The sequence below is a fragment of the Williamsia sp. 1135 genome, from assembly GCF_002095395.1.
Lineage (GTDB): Bacteria > Actinomycetota > Actinomycetes > Mycobacteriales > Mycobacteriaceae > Williamsia.
Map to the genome: position 1 here is coordinate 1 of NZ_MJEI01000105.1, position 19,109 is coordinate 19,109.

Below are 19,109 nucleotides of genomic sequence, written 5' to 3' on the forward strand. Positions count from 1 at the left end.
TCCGAGTAATCCTCCCGATTCAAAATCTCCAGAACGGCCTCTTGTTCCTCGGTGGCCAACGCCGCCGGCTGAAACCTCTGAGACTGCGGGGTCGGGTCTTCAACGGGCGTGTAGTGCTTGTATCCCCGGGTGATCCGGTAGTAGGTCGAGCGGGCCACGCCGGTCAGATCACACGCCGCTGTGACCCCAATCCAGGTATGGGCGGTCAGTGCGGTGACCAGCTCGATCAGGACAGATGATGTCGCTTGAGCCAGGCCTGGTACTGCTCGGCGCTCATCAAAGCTGGTGGGATCTGCGGACCCTCGTCCTGGGTCGAGCTCTTGGTGATCCCGTCCAAGAGCTCGAAGGCTTTTCCCATGATCTCCAACGCCGCCTCGGACTGGTCGTTCTTCTTCTCCAACCGGGCGACTTTGGCGCGCAACCGGGCCAGCTCAGCGCGGTCTTGACTGTCCATGCGGTCCCTCGTCTTGGCGGCGGCAGCGACCATCGAGTCACTGAACGCACCGGACTCGCGGGCCTCTAACCACTCTCGCACGGTCGCCCTGGTCAAGTTGTACTCGCGCATCAACTGGGTTTTCGCGCCGCGCTGCACCGCAAGATCCCAGCGCTGCAAGAACGCAATCCGGAACGCAATCGGGAACGAACGGCGCCCTTTCGCTGACCGTCCAATCGGGATATCGATCGGGGTACTCAACAAATCCATGTCACACTCCATCCCCACCACCCCTACCACTCCTGCTGTCTTACAACCAGGGTGGCAGGGAGGGTACCACCGGTGGGCGGTGCAGATTCGGGTGGACGACGGGGAAGAATCACCCGCTTCGGCGGTGTTGTGACGAACATGACACCTTCAGCTCTGGCACTGACCCCGCGACAACGTGAGCGTCTCGACTCCGAGGACGTCGTCTGGCTCACCACCATCAACGCATCGCAGACACTGGTTCCGACCCCGGTGTGGTTCCTGTGGTCTGGAGAGCAGTTTCTGATCTTCAGCGAACCCCGGACGCCCAAGCTCGCGAACATCGCGCGCGGCGGGGTGACGGTCAACTTCAACTGCACCAGCGGAGGTGGTGACGTGGCGGTGCTCACCGGTGACGCCGACGAAGACCCGACTGGCCCTACGGGTGCTGAATGGGATGCGTATGTGAGCAAGTACCGGGAGGCAATGTCCGGTATGGACTACACCCCGGAAAAGTTCCGTGCCAAATACTCGACGTTGATCCGGGTCACCCCTCAACGTGTCCGGGGTTGGTGAGCGATCCAATCAGGTTCGCCGTGATCAGTATTCGTCGGGATCGAGACGGCGTAGCCGACGGGCCGGCATCGACACCGCCCATCCTGCCGCAAGCAACACCGCGCACACCCCGACGCCGATCAATGCGATGGCCTGTGGTCGGTGGTCTGCGGGCGGTGGCACCGCTGGCGCCGAGATAGGTTGCGGCACAGTCCAGTCGGATTCGGTGTCGGGGATCTCGTAGGTGAGGGCAGCCACCGGGTCGATCACTCCGTGGCCCACCGTGTTGTCCCTTCCGATGCCCGGGGCATGAGCGGTACGGGTGATTCGCTCGATGACCTCTCCCGCGTCGAGGTCGGGGAACTTCGCACGGACGAGCGCCACCACGCCGGCAACGTACGGGGCGGCGAAGCTGGTCCCGTCGACACTCACCAGACCCTGCGCGCCCTCCTGGGCGTTCACCAACCGGTTCGAGCCGCGGGTGCTGTCGAGACTCAGGATCGAGGTGCCCGGCGCGGCAACGCCGACCCAGGGACCGGCCAGGCTGAAGTCTGCGGGCGAACCGCCTTCGGATTCGACCGCCGCCACGCTGAGCACGTAGGGCGCATACCAGGCCGGGCTCGCGATCGTGGTGACCGTGTCCCAACCGTTCAGACCCGGATCAGCGGGATTCGGGGATGGATTCTGTTGCGAACACTGGGAGTTGGCGATCAGATTGCCCGCGGCGGCGACGACCACGACATTGCGGTCGAAGGCGTACTTCACCGCGGCACCGAGTTGCTTGTCGAACAGATTCGACCCGGACGGTCCGCAGGCCACCTCGGAGATGTTGATGATCGTGGCTCCCAGGCCAACCGCACGCACGATCGCGTATGCCAGTGTCTGCACAGTCCCGTAACCGCTTCCCACGCTGGGATTGTCGCCTGGGTCCCCGGCGCGCATGCGGTCCTTCGGTTCGAATGCCGCGCTGGACTGCCTGATGGCGATGATCGAAGACTCGGGTGCCACGCCGGCGAAGGCGTCGCCCGGCGCGGGCTGGGCGCCGATGATCCCGGCCACCAGCGTGCCGTGACCGTCGCAGTCGTCGGTTCCATCGGAACGTGAGACATAGTCGCCGCCCGCGGTGATGCGTGGCAATCGTGGATGCCTCGTGACGCCCGTATCGATGACCGCGACCCGCTGCCCGCCGCCGCGGCTGAAACGCCACGCTTCGGGGAGTCGCATCATCGTCTGCGCGGCCGATGGTTCGGTGATGTCCGTGCCAGGGGCCAGAATGGGCCTGGCACACAGCATCTTCTGTTCCGTGGGCTCAGGCGGTGCGACAGGCGCGTCCCGGACCAGTGCCGCGATGTCGACGACCGGTGGCGGGATCGCGGCGGCCGGTAGCGCAGGAAGTGCCGACAGCGCGGCTGTCGCGACGACCACTGTCACTCGAACGATGCGTGAATGCATCGATCCTGCCCGGCCGCCGGCGTGGTGCCGGCTCATCACAGGTCGCGGACCGCTGCATAGAGGCCGAGAATCCAGAACAACAGCGGGACGATCGCCGCGATCAGCAGATACTCGAAGATCTCGACCATCCGGCGCATCACGGGTGAAAAGTCAGAGTGCGGTGCAAGGACGCCGCACACCAGCGCGACCACCGATGTCCCACCGAGGGCGACGGCGGCCAGGACGGTGTGCTCGCCGGGTCCGAAAGCCGTCTCGACGCAGACCACCGCCCACCCGAATGCACCGGCTCCGATGAGCACAGACGCCTGGGCAAGATCAGTGTGAGACCGGCCCCGCAGGCAGAGCACGATCGCAATGATGGTCGCGAACACCGTGCCGCGCCAACTGAAGTCAGGAGTCGGGTATGCGACGAGCGCCATCCCGGCCACGGCGGCCGTGGAGGTGCCGATGATGAGCCCGGTGAGGTATCGGCCGGCCGTTCGCGTGCGCTGTTCGAGGGCGGCTGCGGAGGGAAGCGCCATGGCCCCGATGGCCCCGATGCCCTCGATTGCCGGACGCGGCGCGGAGTCCGCCGGATCGATCGCAGCGCCTGCCGTGGGCACCGGCGGCAGCGGTAGTCGCGCCAACAGGATGGTGATCCGCGACGCGAAAGAAGTGGCGAGAATCGCGAATGCGCACAACAGCGCCCCGATTCCGGCGGAGCCCGGCGACCACAGCATCTGTACCGCACCCGCGCCGGCGCCGAACAGGGCAGCCGTGATCACCGCGGCGTGCACGAGGGGCCCTGCGGTCGAGATCCGGTACGACATCGCGGCGACGACCACGGCGACCGCGCACGCCAGCGTGAGGTGAGGCGCCCCGAAAGGGCCTGGCGGCAGCATCATTCCCGTCGCGAGGGCACAGGGGACCGCACACAGTGAGCTGATCGCAGCCGTGGTGCGATCGAGGTAGTACCGACCGATCACGGCTCCGGCGACCACGTAAGCGAGGGTCACGAGCACTGCGATGGCCAGCGGCCACCAACTCTCGTGTTCGCTTCGCTCGCGCAACAGCGCCACAGCGAACAGGACGGATGCCGCTACGGCCACCACATAGCCCATCACCCGGGCGGCGAACGCACTCCAACTGGCGAACTGGGCCTCGCCGAGTCGCGCGACGGCATCGATCACATCGTCGAAGAGCACCGCGGTCTCACGCGCGGGAACCGAGCGCAGGATCAGCAGATCCCCGTCCCGCACCCCCGCCTCGGACAATGTCCGGCCGGGCGCGATGGGCTCGCGGCCGACCCGCGCCAGCGTCCAGTGATCGCGAATGGGCATCGGCCGGGCCTCGGTGTCCTCGACATTCGGCGTCCGCGAACTGATCAGGGACACCAGGTCCGGGATCAGGGCGGCCACCGGCACCGCGGCGGGTAGCCCGACGTCGAACTGCGTCGTGCCACCGATGACCGACACCCGCGCCAGCGCAGGTTCGGCAGCGGCAGCGGCGTCCAACTCCGCCAAAAGGTCAGCAGCGGTCATGATTCCCCCCAAGAGATCCCCACCAGATTTCGAAACAATAGCGAATCCCTCGGACACCCGGCGACGAGAGACGATCTTCTCTCCGGTCGAGCTCCGCTCCGCTTCGTCTCCTGCCCTCTGGTCGAGCTCCGCTCCGCTTCGTCTCCTGTGGATAAACGGCACCCTTCGAGGTGCCCCGCACCGGCCCATGGTGGATGATGTGCGGCCAGGGGATTTATTCGGTTCAGGGGTGGGGTTCGTACAACCATGATGTTTCGGTGACGACAGGGACGACCGAGGGATTCGTGCGGCGAGCGCGGGTCCCGGTACCACGTGCGCCCGGCGGCGAGGTCAACATCCAGGTGCCGCCGGATGTGCCTCGGGTGGTGCCCGGCAGTTTGCTGATGAAGATGATGCCCGTGGTGATGGTGTTCGCCGTGGTCGGCATGATCTCGATGATGTTCGTGACCGGCGGACGCAACATGCTGTCGAATCCGCTGTTCATGATGTTCCCGATGATGATGCTCATGTCGATGTTCGGCATGTACGCGGGCGCCGGGAACCGTGGCGGGGGCAAACGCGCGGCCGAGTTGAACGAAGAGCGCAAAGACTACTTCCGCTACCTGTGCCAGGTCCGTGACGAGGTGCACGAGACCGGCGCCGCGCAGCGCGAGGCCCTCGAATGGAGTCACCCCGAACCGGCCGCGTTGCTGGCGGTGGTGGGCGGACGGCGCATGTGGGAGCGGCGACGCGGCGACAGCGACTTCGGCCACGTCCGCGTCGGGGTCGGGTCGCAGCGGCTCGCGACGCGCCTGATGCCACCGGAGACAGGGCCACTCGAGGACATCGAACCGGTGTCCGCGGTGGCGCTGCGCCGGTTCGTCCGGACACACTCGGTGGTCCACGGGTTGCCCACCGCAGTGTCCCTGAGGGGATTCCCGGCGATCAACATCGAAGGGGCACGCCAAGAAACCAGGCAGCTCGCCCGGTCGATGGTGCTGGAGCTCTGCGCTTTCCACGGGCCCGATCAGTTGCTGATCGCCGTGGTCACCGCCGACCCCGGCGCCGAGGCATGGGATTGGTGCAAGTGGTTACCGCATCTTCAGCATCCGTACGAGCGGGACGGTATGGGTTCGGCCCGGATGGTCTACCGGTCGCTGGCGGACCTCGAGGACGACCTCGCCGTCGACCTGCTCGAGCGAGGCCGCTTTTCCCGCTCGGCGCCTCCGAGCGCAGCGCGGGCGCAGCTCGTCGTGGTCATCGATGACGGATTCGTCTCCGGTGACGAACGTATCGTCGGCGACGCCGGCATGGAGGCGGTGTGCATTCTCGATCTCTCCGCGCCCACCGATGGTCTGGCCGTGCGCCGAGGACTGCAGCTGGTGGTGCGAGAGGGAAAGATCGGGGCGCGCAGCGCTTTCGGGGTCGAGGAGTTCGCCGACATGGACTCGCTCGGGGTCGCTGAGGCCGAAGCGTTCGCCAGGGCGATGGCCCGCTATCGTCTCGCCACCGCGGCCCAATTGGTGAACCTCGAACAGGAGGCCGCACCGTCGGATCCAGGTTTGATGAACCTGCTCGGCATCGCCGATGCGACCCGGCTCGATCCGCATACCGCGTGGGCGCCGCGCAGCGCCCGGATGCGGCTGCGGGTACCCATCGGTTATTCGGCCAGCGGTACCCCGGTGGAGATCGACATCAAAGAAGCGGCCGAAGGTGGGATGGGGCCGCACGGTCTGTGCATCGGTGCCACCGGGTCGGGTAAGTCGGAGTTCCTCCGGACCCTGGTGCTGTCGATGCTCGCCTCCCACTCGCCGGAAGCGCTGAACCTGGTGCTGGTCGACTTCAAAGGCGGCGCAACCTTTCTGGGTCTCGACTCGGCACCGCACGTGGCGGCGGTCATCACGAACCTCGAAGAAGAGCTGTCGATGGTCGACCGCATGCGCGACGCGCTCTCCGGCGAGATGAATCGGCGGCAGGAAGTCCTGCGAGCGGCCGGGAATTTCGCAAACGTCGGCGACTACGAGCGGGCCCGTGCGTCGGGTGCACCGCTCGAGCCGTTGCCGGCGCTGTTCATCGTCGTCGATGAATTCTCCGAACTGCTGGCGCAAAAGCCGGACTTCGCCGATCTCTTCGTCGCAATCGGTCGACTGGGACGATCCCTGCACATTCATCTGCTGCTCGCCTCGCAACGACTCGAAGAGGGAAAGATGCGCGGGCTCGACAGTCACCTGTCGTATCGAATCGGCCTCAAGACGTTCTCTGCCAACGAGTCCCGTTCGGTCCTCGGTGTGCCGGATGCGTACCACCTGCCGAATGTCCCGGGCTCGGGATATCTCAAGTGTGATTCTGCAGAACCCATCAGGTTCAACACGTGTTACGTCTCGGGTCCCTACACCCCGCCGACCGGGCTCGGACTCGAATTGCTCCCCTCGATGGCGGGGGCCGGCCGGCTGAAGATGTTCACCGCCGACCGCATACCCGTGGATCCGGTTGTCGAACCAGAGATTCCGGTCTCGCACGAGCCTGAGCCCGTGCCCGTGCCCGAGCCCGTCTCGGGACCCGCGGTGCGGACCCTGCTCGACACCGTGCTCGACCGCATGGCCGGGCAAGGTCCCGCCGCGCACGAGGTGTGGTTGCCCCCACTGGATCAGCCGCCGACGATCGACATGCTGGTCCCGCACTGGCGCAGTCCGCAGGTCGGTCGCCTCGAGTTCCCGTTGGGGATCGTCGACCGACCCTACGACCAGCGTCGCGACATCCTGACCGTGGACGTGTCCGGGTCGAGGGGCAACGTCGCCATCGTCGGCGGACCTCAATCGGGTAAGTCGAACGCGGTGCGGACCCTGATCCTCGGTGCCGCAGCCACCCATACGCCGGAACAGGTCCAGTTCTACTGCCTCGATTTCGGCGGCGGCAGCCTGGCCGGGATCGCCGGACTGCCGCACGTCGGATCCGTGGCGGGGCGATCGGACATGGATGCCGTGCGGCGGACCGTAGCGGAGGTGACGACCCTGATCCGCTCGCGCGAGTTGCGTTTCGCCGATGCCGGTATCGAGTCCATGCGGGACTTCCGTTCGCGCCGCCGGGCCGGCGATTCCGTTCTCTCCGACGATGTTTTCGGCGATCTCTTCCTCGTTGTCGACGGGTACGCGGCCATCCGTGGCGAGTTCGAGTTTCTGGAGTCCCAGATCAACACGATTGTGGCGCAGGGGCTTTCGTACGGAGTCCACGTCATCCTCACGGCGGCGCGGTGGGCTGAGGTCCGCCCGGCAATCAAGGATCTGATCGGCAGCAGACTCGAACTGCGACTGGGGGATCCGCTCGATTCGGAGATGGGTCGCAAGGTCGCCGGCCTGGTACCCGAAGGCCGTCCCGGTCGTGGTCTCACGGCGCAGCAGCTACACATGCTCGTCGCACTGCCCCGAACCGACTCGGAAACCGGTCTCGATACCCTGAGTGCCGCGCTGGCGAGCACGGTCGCGGCCATCTCGGCCCTGTATCCCGGGCGTGCGGCGATGGCCGTCCGCAAGTTGACCTCCCACCTCGAGAGGTCCGAGGTGCACACGCGCCTACGCGACGCCGACATCACGCTGGCACCGGGCGAGGTCGCGATCGGTGTCGGTGAGGCCGAACTCGCGCCGGTCATCCTCGACTTCCGGACCCAGCCGCACTTCCTGGTGTTCGCCGACGTGGAGCACGGCAAGACGAACCTGCTCCGAAACATCGTCGCCGGATTGATCGAGAACTCCTCTCCGGCCGAGACGAAGGTTGTCCTCGTCGACTACCGGCGCACGATGCTCGGTGTGATCGAGACCGATCACCTGGCGGGATATGCCACGTCCGCTCAGACCCTGACGCCGATGGTCACCGAGCTCGCAGCTTATTTCACTGCGCGCCTGCCGGGCCCGGACGTCACCCAGCAACAGCTCCGCGACCGCAGATGGTGGTCGGGTCCGGACGTCTACATCGTCGTCGACGACTACGACATGGTGGCCACGGGAAGCGGGAATCCTTTGGCGCCGTTGCTCGATCTCTTGGCCCAGGCCCGCGACATCGGCCTGCATCTCATCGTCGCGCGTCGCTCGGGGGGTGCAGGGCGGGCCCTGTTCGACCCGATCATCGGCCGACTCAAAGATCTCTCCTGTGATGGTCTCCTGATGAGCGGAGATCGGGACGAGGGGTATCTGCTCGGGAGGGTCCGCCTGCAGAAGTTGGTCCCGGGACGCGGGGAGTTGGTGTCCCGTTCGCGTCCGCAGGAGATGATCCAGGTCGCCCACATGTCGCCGCTGTGAACGCGCCACCGATGCGCGCGGCGGTGGCCGACGTGGCTTATGACCATCTGGAGGTCGGCGGACGTCCGCAGCAACAGGTGGGCACGCTGGTGGCCGCGATCAACGCCTCGACGGTCGTCGTCGACGGTGAACGATTGCATTCGGTGCAGGCGTGGAGGCGGCTGTTCGACCGGGCGCTGTCCGGTATCGATGACGTCACCGTCGCCCACCCCAGTACGTGGGGGACCACCCGGATCTCTGTGTTGCGGCAAGCCGCCACGGTGGCGGGCCGCGAGGTGGAGTTGGTCCCGCGTGCCGTGGTCATCGCGCGCTCGCATCTGGACGCCACGGCTCAGCGGGCTCTCGTCATCGAGGTTGCCGGCCGCATCGACATCCACGAGGTCCGGCGCGGCGGTGGTGACTGGCGGATCGCGTCGACAACGGTTGCCACCGATCAGACCTACGCCGAGCTGGTGGCGGAACTGGCAGACAACGGGGTCGAGGCGATCCTGGTCGACGGGGCCGAATCCGGTGCGGTCGAATCCGTCCGCAACCGCATCGAGCACGAGACCGTGGTCGGCCGGGTGGCGTGCGTGCGCCGCGCTCTGGTCCACCGGTACGGGGGCGCCACCGCGGTACCGGCTCCCCTCACGGACGTCGGATCACCGTCACCTGCGGGGGCATCCCGGCGCAGACCGATGTTGGTGGCCGCAGCACTCACCGTCGTTGCGGCCGTCGCCGTGGTGATCGCCGTCGTCGTCGTGCGAGACGGACCCCAGCCGCAGGCAGCCGTGGTCGATCGGCAGGCGCAGGTCGGCCGCGTCTCGCTGGCGGTGCCAGGGGATTGGCGGCAGAGCAGCGAACCGGCCGCCGAGGGGGTCGTATCGCGCACAACCTTCGCCGCCCCGGAGGATGATCGGCGCATCATCCTGCTCCAGAACGCGGTCCGCAGCACCTCGACGCTGTCGTCGGTGGCCGGCAGCCTGCGCAACCGCATCGATCAGCGCGGCGACGACGTGGTGCAGGAATTCTCCGCCAGCACCCGTTACGCGGGCCGGGAGGTGATCAGCTATCGCGAGGTGCCGGTGTCCGGCGGAGCCATCCGCTGGTATCTCGTAGTGGCGGCCGGACTGCAGGTCAGCGTGGGTTGTCAGGCCGGATCGGCAGGGGAGACCATCGACGAGCAGTGCATCATGGCGGTCGGTTCGGCGCGTATCGCCGATCGATGATCTCCGCGCCCCAGCACTGCAGGTCGTGGGCGTTTTGACCCGCTGTGTGCCTGGCCGGTACTGTTGTCGGTTGGTACGCGACCGCCTGAAATCGGTGTAGTCGAGGCCTGGGTCCCCACTGGTCGCCAGGAACAACCTCTGCCGCGTGCCCGACCAGCTCCATCCGATCAGACAGAGGACTATCTGTGCCTACATACACCCCGAAGGCCGGTGACATCACCCGTACGTGGCATGTCATCGATGCCACCGACGTGGTGCTCGGCCGCCTCGCCGTGCAGAGTGCAACGCTCCTGCGCGGGAAGCACAAGCCGACCTACGCACCCCACATGGATGGCGGCGACTTCGTCGTCATCATCAACGCCGAGAAGGTTGCCGTCAGCGGAAACAAGCGCGACGACAAATTGCTCTACCGTCACTCCGGTCATCCGGGCGGCCTGAAGTCCCGCACTGTCGGTGAGACCATCGCGACGCATCCGGAACGCCTCGTCGAGAAGGCGATCATCGGGATGCTCCCGAAGACCAAGCTCGGAAACGCCATGGCATCCAAGCTCAAGGTGTACGCCGGTCCGAATCATCCCCACGTGGCTCAGCAGCCCGTCCCCTTCGAGATCACCCAGGTTGCCCAGTGACGGCGCCGGAGGAGCAGAACGTGTCCGATCAGACTGACGTGGCCGCCGAAGAAGTTGTGGCCGAAGAAGTTGTTGCCGAGTTCGGTGCCGACGACTACTCGGTCGACGACAGCGTCGACGCAGAGCCTGCCGCCACCCGCGCACCGGTCGAATTCGATCGCCCGATCCAGACCGTCGGCCGCCGTAAAGAGGCTGTCGTCCGCGTCCGGATGTCTCCGGGTACCGGCGGGTTCACGCTCAACGGCCGCACCCTCGAGGAGTACTTCCCCAACAAGGTGCACCAGCAGCTGATCAAGGCCCCGTTTGTCACGGTGGAGCGGAGCGACACGTTCGACATCGCTGCCAAACTGCATGGTGGCGGCCCGTCGGGTCAGGCGGGCGCCCTGCGTCTGGCCATCGCCCGCGCGTTGATCGAGGTCACTCCCGACGATCGTCCGGCCCTGAAAAAGGCCGGCTTCCTCACCCGTGACCCGCGTGCGGTGGAGCGCAAGAAGTACGGCCTGAAGAAGGCCCGTAAGGCTTCGCAGTACAGCAAGCGCTGATTTCTCTACAGGACCCGCGAGCACCAAGGCGGTCTTGGGCACAGGCAGGCGTTCAGGATTCACTGGACGCCTGCCTGTTGCGTTGAAGGACATATCAGGGTGCGGGTCGACCGGCTCGAACGCGTGAAGATCTCGAAGAAAGGGATGGTCGATGGGGCGACTGTTTGGAACCGATGGAGTCCGCGGCTTGGCCAACGCCGACCTGACGCCGGAGTTGGCGTTGTCGCTGGCCGAGGCCGCTGCTCGGGTACTCCCGGTGGGCGGTCATGATGGCCGCACGCGGCCGGTCGCCGTGGTCGGCCGCGACACGAGGGCGTCTGGTGAAATGCTGGACGCCGCAGTGTGCGCGGGGTTGACCGCTGCCGGTGTCGACGCCGTACGTGTCGGGGTCGTCCCGACGCCGGCCGTCGCCTACTTGACCGATTTCTATGACGCCGCATTCGGTGTGATGATCTCTGCGTCCCACAACCCCATGCCCGACAACGGGATCAAGTTCTTCGCTGCGGGTGGTCACAAACTCTCCGATGCTGCAGAAGATGCGATCGAGGCGGCCGCGGGGGCTGCGGTCGTGCGACCGACCGGTGCCGCCGTCGGACGTGTTCGCGACGCCGCCGACGGCATCGACGCCTATCTCGATCACCTGTCCGGCATCGTCGACGTGAACCTCAAGCCCGTGACGGTGGTCGTCGACTGTGCCCACGGTGCGGCGTACACCGCGGCGCCGCGGGCGTACCGCAGTGCCGGCGCCACGGTCATCGCACTCAGTGCCGAACCCGATGGCGAGAACATCAACCTCGACTGTGGCTCAACACATTTGGATCACGTGCGTGCCGCGGTGCTCGACTACGGAGCCGATCTCGGTCTGGCCCACGACGGTGACGCCGACCGGTGCCTCGCCGTCGATGCTTCCGGTGCCGTCGTCGATGGCGACGCGATCATGGCCGTGCTCGCCAGCGCGATGAAGGATGCGGGCAGCCTCAAGGACGACACCCTGGTCGCCACCGTGATGAGCAACCTGGGCCTGCACTTGGCGATGACCGCCGCGGGAATCACCGTGCGCACCACCGCGGTCGGCGACCGCTACGTGCTCGAGGAACTCCGGAAAGGTGGCTTCTCCCTGGGCGGAGAACAATCGGGCCACGTGGTCATCCCATCGCACGGCACCACCGGCGACGGTATCCTCACCGGCCTGGCCCTCATGGGCCGGATGGCAAGTAGTGGAAAGTCGTTGGCGGAGTTGGCGTCGATCATGAACGCCCTGCCGCAGGTGCTGATCAACGTCCGTGTGGCCGACAAGAATGTGGTGGCAGCAGCGGAATCCGTACAAGCGGCCGTGGCCGACGCGGAGACGGAACTGGGCGCCACGGGCCGTGTCTTGCTCCGTCCCTCCGGCACAGAGCAATTGGTGCGGGTGATGGTCGAGGCCGCGACCGCAGAGCAGGCGCAGTCGGTGGCCGCGAGGATCGCTGCGGCCGTCGAGGCTGCCTGAATTGTCCACTGCCGCGGCACATTCTGCCGTTTTGTTCGACTTCTCGGGAACACTTTTCCGGTTCACTGAACGCGCCGAGTGGTTCACGCACCTGCGCGATGGGTCCGGCAATCCGATACAGGGGCACACGCAGGCCGAGCTGATCCGCCGGATGACGGCACCGGTGGGGATTCCCGTCGACCTCGACGACGAAGGCCGATACGCCTGGCAGCGCCGGGACCTCGACCCTGCGCTGCATCGACAGGCTTATCTCGCGGTCCTGCGGGGCTCGGGCCTCACCTTGCCCGGGCATGCGGAATCACTCTACGAGCGGGTCATCGATCCGCAGTCGTGGGAGCCGTATCCCGATACTGCCCGGTGTCTGCGCGCGCTGCGGTCTGCGGGCATCGGTGTCGGCGTGGTCAGCAACATCGCATTCGATCTCCGAGACGTCTTCGAGGTCCATGACATGGGCGGGCTCGTCGACACGTTCACACTCTCGTACGAGGTCGGCATCACCAAACCGGACCCGGTCATCTTCGCCTCCGCCCTGCGGAGCCTCGGCGTTGCGGGTCCGGGCGCACTGATGGTGGGGGACAGCGAAGAGGCGGATGGTGGCGCCCGCCGCGTGGGATGCGACTTCACGTTGGTCCAGCCGGTACCCGTGCCGCAGCGTCCCCGCGCCCTGCTCGATGCCGTGGCGCACCTGCTCGACTGAAGTGGAACAGGCTGTTCGGGATCATTCTGGCGGGGGTATGGAACCGGCCCGGCCGGCGCTGCGTCTGATCCACGGGAGGGCGAGATGACTGAGCAGACCAGGGTGGACCCAGAGGCGTTGCGAACACTGGGCAGTGTTTTCGGGCAAACAGCGGCGTCGGTGCACGTCGCCGCGACGGAGCTCGTGGACTGCGACTTCGGCGCGCACATGGGGAATCGGTACGGCACCCACGCGATGGACTACGCCGCAGGCATTCTCGCGGTGACCCAGTCGGTGAACGCACTCGTGGGCTCGTCCCGAACGTTCGGTGATGCGCTGACTGCGGCCGCAGACACCCTGGCGGGCCAGGACTCGTCGAACGCGGCCGCGGCCACGTTCGTCGGTGGCGATCCGGGTCGCGTCGATGGGTAACCCTCCGGCGCCGGCGGCGAGTGCTCTCGACGAAGAGCTGATGGCCGCGCGCGAGGTCGCCAGGGCGAGCGTGTGCTTCTTCGACAACGTTGCTCCGCTGGCCGGGCGGCTGGGGATCGACGCCTTCCCGGCATTCGACACGTTCTTGTCGCGATTCTCCGAGACGGAGGACATCAACACCCATCGGCTGCGTGCAGATGGGCGGATCCTCCAGAAAGTACACACCACTGCCTCCGCCCAGGTCGCCTACCAGCACGAGCAGGATGCGCCCTTGGTCGACTGCTGGCCCGACGGGTCGGGAACCGCTGCCCGCCAGCGGCTCTTGGCGCACCTACCCCGCGCTGACGCTGACCTCACGTCGCTGGGGGAGCTCGCGACCGGATTACTCGTGGCCGCCGACTGTATCGACATATCGCGGGTTGCCAAGTTCACTGCTATCGGAACCATTGACGCGAAGATCCTGCTCGGTATGCCGATCAGCGCGTGGACAGGCATCGTCGAATCGCTGGCAACCGCTCCGCGAGAGGAACTACGCGCGGCGATCACCGCGGCGGTCAACCTGTTCACCTCTTCGGTCAACACCTGCGATCAGGCGGTGGAGGCCATCCTTTCCGGAGTCTGCACCGGCCTACAGGGCATCAACATCACCGAATATCCGTGCGGTCAGCCGAGGCAATGCCCTCCTGCTGCCGCCCCCGGCACCGCGGTCGGCCCCGGTCCGGTCTGTGCAGACAGCCCTACGGTTCCGGGCAGTCCCGGCGGATCTGGAGGGTCGGCTGGATCGAGCTCGGGTACGGGTACGGGTACGCCGGCTGAGTCGGCGAGCGGGCCGCCGGCGACTCCCGCTGTGCCGGCGGCCGATCCCCGTGTCGGGACGGTGGTCGCGGCGGGGTCGGGTTCTGTCGCAGGTCAATTCACCGCACCGTCGGTTGCGCCATCGGGTGGCACCGAGCTCCCCGAGCTCACCGGGGTGCTGGGCCCGCTTGTCGGAGCAGTCAGCCAGGTGGTGGCAGGGGCAGTGGTCGGTGTCGTCGATGCCCTGATTGCAGTGCAGTCCGAAGCTCAACCAGAGCAGCCAGGCGCCGGATCCGCTGGAGTTCCGCAGGTCCCCGGGCTCCCGGACGGGGCGCCGCCGGCTCCGGGGGAGAAGACTCTCGAACTCGAGCTCGGAGACGATGACCGTTCCTTGAGCCTGACCGTTGGTGGCGGTGGAACGTCCCCCGACGACGCAGATCAAGAGTGCGCGGATGAGCCGGAAGAGTCCGGTCACCCCCTTGCGGTCGGCCCGGCCGAGAGCGGCACGACCGACGAGCCGAGCGAGAGGCAGAACTCACCACTTGCGCCAGAGCCCGGAACCGAGACCTGCCCGGTGCCGGTGACTCCTGGAACGGCTCCCGGCGGGTCGATCCCGACTCCACACCCGGCGCGACTACCGGAGCCGAGCACCCAGGTCGCGCCGCAGGCCACCGACCAGGGCCCGCCCGCACAGGGCGACGAAGGTCTTCTCGCCCTGGCAGGTGACCAATGAGTATCGCGGATCTCTTCGACTCGATCGCCGAACGCGCACGGACAGAGACCGAGTCTGCGGTGCGCACCTACCGAGACCAACAACGCGCTCTCGAAGAACGACTACGGATCGCAGCCGAAAACGCCGACCATCGCCGCGGGAGTACCCGCGCAGCGATGGCGGCGCGGGGTGCAATCCTGTTGCCTGCCGACGACATCGACCTCAGTCCACACACACCGGCCCCTGGTGCGCCGGGTGCGGCCCCGGTGCCCGCGGCCGTCTCGTCGCCCACAGCGGTCCCCGTTGCCGAGGAACCGCGGCCGCCTCACCGCGATGTTGGTAAGCAGGACGGGACGATGGACTTCTCGTTCTCGAGCGGCTGGCTCACCGACCGCTGAGCTCTCGGAGAACCTACTTCCGGAGCAGTCGGGTCAGTGGATCGATCAGGTCTTCTGTGCCTGGCGGAAGCGCGTCGGGGTCGACGGTCAAGAGTTTGCCGAGGCCGGCGTCCGGGTCGCTGAACGCGGCGTACGTGCTGTCCTCGGTGAGCTGGTGGAGCAGGAATCCGGTGAGGACGCCTCTGCTGATCTTCTGGGTCTTCCTGTCGTTGCCGCCGGCGCCGAGCTTGGACCGCACACTGAAACCTTCGGCCAGACCCCGGTTCTCGGTCCGCGGTGCCATCCGGAGCACCGTGTGATCGGCGCCGAGCGCACGCCGCAGGGCGAGTGCGTTGGACGTCATCGACTCGAGTTCGCCTGGCGCGACGACGATCAGAGCCGGCACTGTGACCTCGCGCGCAGCAGGCAGGACCGCGCTGCTCGTCGGGGCCGGAAAGAGTGCGGCAAGTGCTTTGGCCCGATCGCTCCGGGCGGCCGCGAGAGTCGCGGCCGACGCGCCGAAACCGTGGCCGGCCAGACCCAGTCGATGCTTGTGCACGGTGATATCGCCTGCACCCAGCCGGACCTCGCTGATCACCGACAACGTCGTCTCGAGGTCGGCAGCCAGCCCCTGATCCGACGCCAGCATGCCCTTTTCGGTGGTCGGAGCCGCGGCGACGATGCCCCACGACGCCAGGTGCGCCAGGGTCTTGTAGTACTGCTTGGCACCGGTGAGCCAGCCGTGACCGAAGGCGATTCCCGGGAGGTCTTTCCCCTCGGCGGGGGCATAGAGGGTGCCGGGTAAGCCGACGATCGCCATGTCGCCGCGCAGAACCTTGTGCGGTCCGGTCTTGGACAGCTGCGAAAGGAGCTTCTTGGGGTTGGCCACGATCTGACTCTAGGGGATCGTGCCTCCGACCGGCAGCACCCCCGGCCCGCTGCAGGGGTATTTTGACGGACCACGCCATTCACCGCGCATTCGGGGCGCGAACTTGGCAGAGTAAACCGCATGGATGCCAATGAGATCCGCAGTGCCTATCTCACGTTGATGACCGAACGCGGCCACACCGTGATTCCCCGCGCACCGCTTGTGCCCAAAGACGACCCGACCACGCTGTTCACAGGCAGCGGAATGCAGCCACTGCTCAAGTATCTGCTCGGCGCCGAACATCCCGCGGGGAAGCGACTTGCGGACTCGCAGACGTGCCTGAGGTCGCAGGACATCGAAGAGGTGGGCGACAATCGGCACACCACGTTCTTCGAGATGCTCGGGAACTGGAGTCTCGGCGACTACTTCAAGAGTGAGCAGATTCCGCTGTTCTGGCACTTCCTCACCGAGATCGTCGGTCTCGACCCGAATCGCATCTATGTGACCGTGTTCTCGGGTGACCCCGAGAACGGGATCCCGCGCGATGACGAGAGTGCCGACATCTGGACCGAATTGTTCACCAAGGCGGGGGTTTCCGCCGACCGGGTGGTGCTGCTGACCGAAGAACACGGCAACGAGGTCGGTAATCAGGGCGCGCGGATCGCGTACTACAGCGACAAGAACTGGTGGTCGCGGTCCGGTGGACCGGAGACGATGCCGGTCGGCGATCCCGGCGGACCCGACAGCGAGGTCTTCTACTACTTCCCGCAGGTCGAGCACGACACCGCGTTCGGGAAGTACCCACATCAGAACTCCGACGGTGGGCAGTACATGGAGATCGGCAACTCGGTCTTCATGCAATACGCCAAGACGGTGGAGGGCTTCGCCGAATTGCCCAAGCTCAACGTCGATTACGGCGGTGGCCTCGAACGGATCGCGGCCGCGTCGATCGACAGTCCTGATGTGTACCGGATCAGTCTGCTGTGGCCGATCGTGCAGAAGATCGAGGAACTGTCCGGGGTCGGGTACGACGACAACACCGTGGCGATGCGGGTCATCGCCGACCACATCCGTGGCGCGGTCTTTCTCGCGGTGGACGGCGTGGTGCCGTCGAACAAGGAACAGGGATACGTGATGCGTCGGCTGGTGCGTCGAGCGATCCGGTTCGCTCACCAACTCGGCGTCCAGGACAAGCTGCTGACGCAGCTCGTGCCGGTGGTCGCGGACCTATACACCGACGCCTACCCGGAGGTCGCCGAGCGCCGCGAGAACGTGATCGAGGTGCTGGAGAAGGAGGAGCGGTCATTCCGTCGCACTCTCGGCAAGGGTCTGCGCGAACTCAAGCGGCTCGGCAAGACCGGTGAGACGGTGACCGGCAAGGATCTGTTCAAATTGTCCGACACCTTCGGGTTCCCGGTCGAGTTGTCTGCCGAGGAGGCCGTGACCCGTGGGCTGCCGATGACCGTGAATTGGCGGGCGGAGTTCGATGCGGAGATCGAGGCACAGCGTGCTCGTTCGCAAGCCTCAACGAAGCTCGGGGCCACCGCCGACTGACGGCGACTGGCTGCCCGACTCCGACCCCAGGCCCTGTGGGTCGGCGACGCTGGCGAGGCGGATGTCGAGGTCGGTCTTCCACTCCGCCCGGACCTGCTGGTCGAGGGCGGCGAGCCGCTCGACCAATGGAGGATGCTGCGCCGGTGGTGTGCTGGCCTGAAGCGTCAGCAAGAGCGCCCGCAGCCTGCGCTGGACCTGCGTCGTATTGGTGCTGAAGTGCCGGATCTCGTCGGTGGCGAGGGACACGTAGTCGTTCCAGGTCCGCCGGTAGCCGTGCACCCGCGACAACACCTCCAGGGTCCGGTCGTTGCGTACCCGCGGGGCGAGGAGAAGCAGCAGGTCTTCGAGGTGGTCGATGGCCTGGACGGCGCGGCCCGGGTCGTTGATGGCGGGGGACAGGGCTTTGAGGGCGACGTCCACGATGGCCTGCAGTGCCGCAGAGGGACTGACCGCCGGCCGGTGGGCGTCGCCGAAACACATGGTCGCCAGGAGCTGCCGCTGCCTGATCTCGCTCAGGTCGTCCGAGTCCCCATACACCGCGAACAACGGAGCCTCGTAGGCGACGAAGTCACCGATGCGGGGCAAGACGTCGAGTTGCACGCCCCAACGCGTCCCGAGCCGCTGCAACTGCGGCAAATTGATGGCCACGAGTACGCGGCCCTTGCTCGGCAGCCGCCGCAGCCGCACAAGGGTCATCGGGGCGTCGGGATCGATCGTCCCGTAGGGGGCCGGCGCCGCGACGGCTCCGGCGGTCGGATCCGAGGACGCGTCGATGAACGTCCGCTTGATCGTCCTGTGCCCTTCATCAGCGATCCAGCGAAGCAACCTGGTGGAATTGAGGATTCGGCCGACCTTGCTGACCAGCACCACGAACATGATCGCGCTCGCCACCGCGAGGAAGAGCGCGAACGCACCCGACGCGATCGGTGCCCGGTTGTCCTCCGACGCCATGTCGGAGGCGACGATCAGCGAGTAGACGAACGTCGCCAGGAAGAGTCCGTTGGACCATCGCATGATCGGATCCTGCTGCAGGACAGGGACCACCCGCACCGAGACCTGGGTCGCACCGAATTGCATCGCCAGGGTGGTGGCGGTGAAGACGAGACCGGTCAGGGTGATCATCCCGCCCGCGATAGCGCTGAGCAGCGTGGCCATGGTTCCGGTGTCCACGGTCTCGGACTCTGTCGCGTTGTCGATGGCGCCGAAGACACCGGTCATCACCACGGCGAGGAAGATCAGCATCACGGGCAGTCGCCAGATCCGTACAGAGCCCAGCCGGCGCTTGGTCCGGCGCCACCGCGCCCAGTCGGTGATGAGCCTGCCGAGATCGGCGACCGCCCGCATCGCTGC

16 protein-coding genes are annotated in these 19,109 nt (G+C 66.6%); 11 read left to right on the forward strand and 5 right to left on the reverse strand.

Annotated elements, in window-relative coordinates:
- Positions 1-226: 226 nt before the first annotated feature.
- Positions 227-703 carry a hypothetical protein gene (locus BFL43_RS23305; protein WP_084889796.1) on the reverse strand — a complete coding sequence of 159 codons (477 nt, stop codon included), beginning with the start codon at positions 701-703 and terminating at the stop codon, positions 227-229.
- A 138-nt stretch (positions 704-841) separates the two neighbouring features.
- Here BFL43_RS23305 and BFL43_RS23310 point away from each other — a divergent pair, with 138 nt between their 5' ends.
- Positions 842-1,255, forward strand: coding sequence for a TIGR03667 family PPOX class F420-dependent oxidoreductase (locus tag BFL43_RS23310; RefSeq protein WP_084895669.1), 414 nt, complete (start codon positions 842-844; stop codon positions 1,253-1,255).
- Positions 1,256-1,279: 24 nt separating this feature from the next.
- On the opposite strand, the gene mycP is transcribed toward BFL43_RS23310, so the two are convergent.
- The gene (mycP, locus tag BFL43_RS23315) at positions 1,280-2,686 is read right to left on the reverse strand and encodes a type VII secretion-associated serine protease mycosin (RefSeq protein WP_084895671.1); all 1,407 of its coding nucleotides are present in this window, start codon (positions 2,684-2,686) and stop codon (positions 1,280-1,282) included.
- A gap of 35 nt (positions 2,687-2,721) precedes the next feature.
- On the reverse strand, positions 2,722-4,206 hold the full coding sequence (gene eccD, locus BFL43_RS23320) for a type VII secretion integral membrane protein EccD (RefSeq protein ID WP_084895280.1): 1,485 nt from the start codon (positions 4,204-4,206) through the stop codon (positions 2,722-2,724).
- Positions 4,207-4,463: 257 nt separating this feature from the next.
- Here eccD and eccCa point away from each other — a divergent pair, with 257 nt between their 5' ends.
- The 9 genes from eccCa to BFL43_RS23365 all read left to right on the forward strand — a co-directional run bounded on the left by eccCa (position 4,464) and on the right by BFL43_RS23365 (position 15,358).
- Positions 4,464-8,477, forward strand: a complete 4,014-nt coding sequence (gene eccCa / locus BFL43_RS23325) for a type VII secretion protein EccCa (protein ID WP_240498439.1) — start codon at positions 4,464-4,466, stop codon at positions 8,475-8,477.
- Positions 8,474-9,685 (forward strand): type VII secretion-associated protein, encoded by a 1,212-nt coding sequence (locus BFL43_RS23330; protein WP_143695500.1) that lies wholly within the window; start codon positions 8,474-8,476, stop codon positions 9,683-9,685. The genes eccCa and BFL43_RS23330 overlap by 4 nt, the downstream gene beginning before the upstream one ends.
- A gap of 185 nt (positions 9,686-9,870) precedes the next feature.
- The gene (gene rplM / locus BFL43_RS23335; protein ID WP_084838382.1) at positions 9,871-10,314 is read left to right on the forward strand and encodes a 50S ribosomal protein L13; all 444 of its coding nucleotides are present in this window, start codon (positions 9,871-9,873) and stop codon (positions 10,312-10,314) included.
- Positions 10,311-10,856, forward strand: coding sequence for a 30S ribosomal protein S9 (rpsI, locus tag BFL43_RS23340; RefSeq protein ID WP_084895283.1), 546 nt, complete (start codon positions 10,311-10,313; stop codon positions 10,854-10,856). The genes rplM and rpsI overlap by 4 nt, the downstream gene beginning before the upstream one ends.
- A 151-nt stretch (positions 10,857-11,007) precedes the next feature.
- Positions 11,008-12,345, forward strand: coding sequence for a phosphoglucosamine mutase (gene glmM / locus BFL43_RS23345; RefSeq protein WP_084895285.1), 1,338 nt, complete (start codon positions 11,008-11,010; stop codon positions 12,343-12,345).
- A 31-nt stretch (positions 12,346-12,376) separates the two neighbouring features.
- Positions 12,377-13,042, forward strand: a complete 666-nt coding sequence (locus BFL43_RS23350) for an HAD-IA family hydrolase (protein WP_240498440.1) — start codon at positions 12,377-12,379, stop codon at positions 13,040-13,042.
- 84 nt (positions 13,043-13,126) lie between these two features.
- A complete protein-coding gene (locus BFL43_RS23355; RefSeq protein ID WP_084895289.1) occupies positions 13,127-13,453 on the forward strand; it encodes a type VII secretion target in 327 nt (108 codons plus the stop codon).
- Positions 13,446-14,981: a hypothetical protein gene (locus BFL43_RS23360; protein ID WP_143695503.1), complete on the forward strand. Its 1,536-nt coding sequence runs from the start codon at positions 13,446-13,448 to the stop codon at positions 14,979-14,981. The genes BFL43_RS23355 and BFL43_RS23360 overlap by 8 nt, the downstream gene beginning before the upstream one ends.
- Positions 14,978-15,358, forward strand: coding sequence for a hypothetical protein (locus tag BFL43_RS23365; protein ID WP_084895293.1), 381 nt, complete (start codon positions 14,978-14,980; stop codon positions 15,356-15,358). The genes BFL43_RS23360 and BFL43_RS23365 overlap by 4 nt, the downstream gene beginning before the upstream one ends.
- 13 nt (positions 15,359-15,371) lie before the next feature.
- On the opposite strand, the gene BFL43_RS23370 is transcribed toward BFL43_RS23365, so the two are convergent.
- A complete protein-coding gene (locus BFL43_RS23370; RefSeq protein ID WP_084895295.1) occupies positions 15,372-16,226 on the reverse strand; it encodes a hypothetical protein in 855 nt (284 codons plus the stop codon).
- Between the two features lie 120 nt (positions 16,227-16,346).
- Between BFL43_RS23370 and BFL43_RS23375 the strand changes: the two genes are divergently transcribed.
- A complete protein-coding gene (locus BFL43_RS23375; protein WP_084895297.1) occupies positions 16,347-17,759 on the forward strand; it encodes an alanine--tRNA ligase-related protein in 1,413 nt (470 codons plus the stop codon).
- Here the strand turns inward: BFL43_RS23375 and BFL43_RS23380 are convergent.
- Positions 17,730-19,103 carry a DUF2254 family protein gene (locus tag BFL43_RS23380; protein ID WP_084895299.1) on the reverse strand — a complete coding sequence of 458 codons (1,374 nt, stop codon included), beginning with the start codon at positions 19,101-19,103 and terminating at the stop codon, positions 17,730-17,732. The two genes, BFL43_RS23375 and BFL43_RS23380, sit on opposite strands and share 30 nt — an antisense overlap.
- Positions 19,104-19,109: the final 6 nt, after the last annotated feature.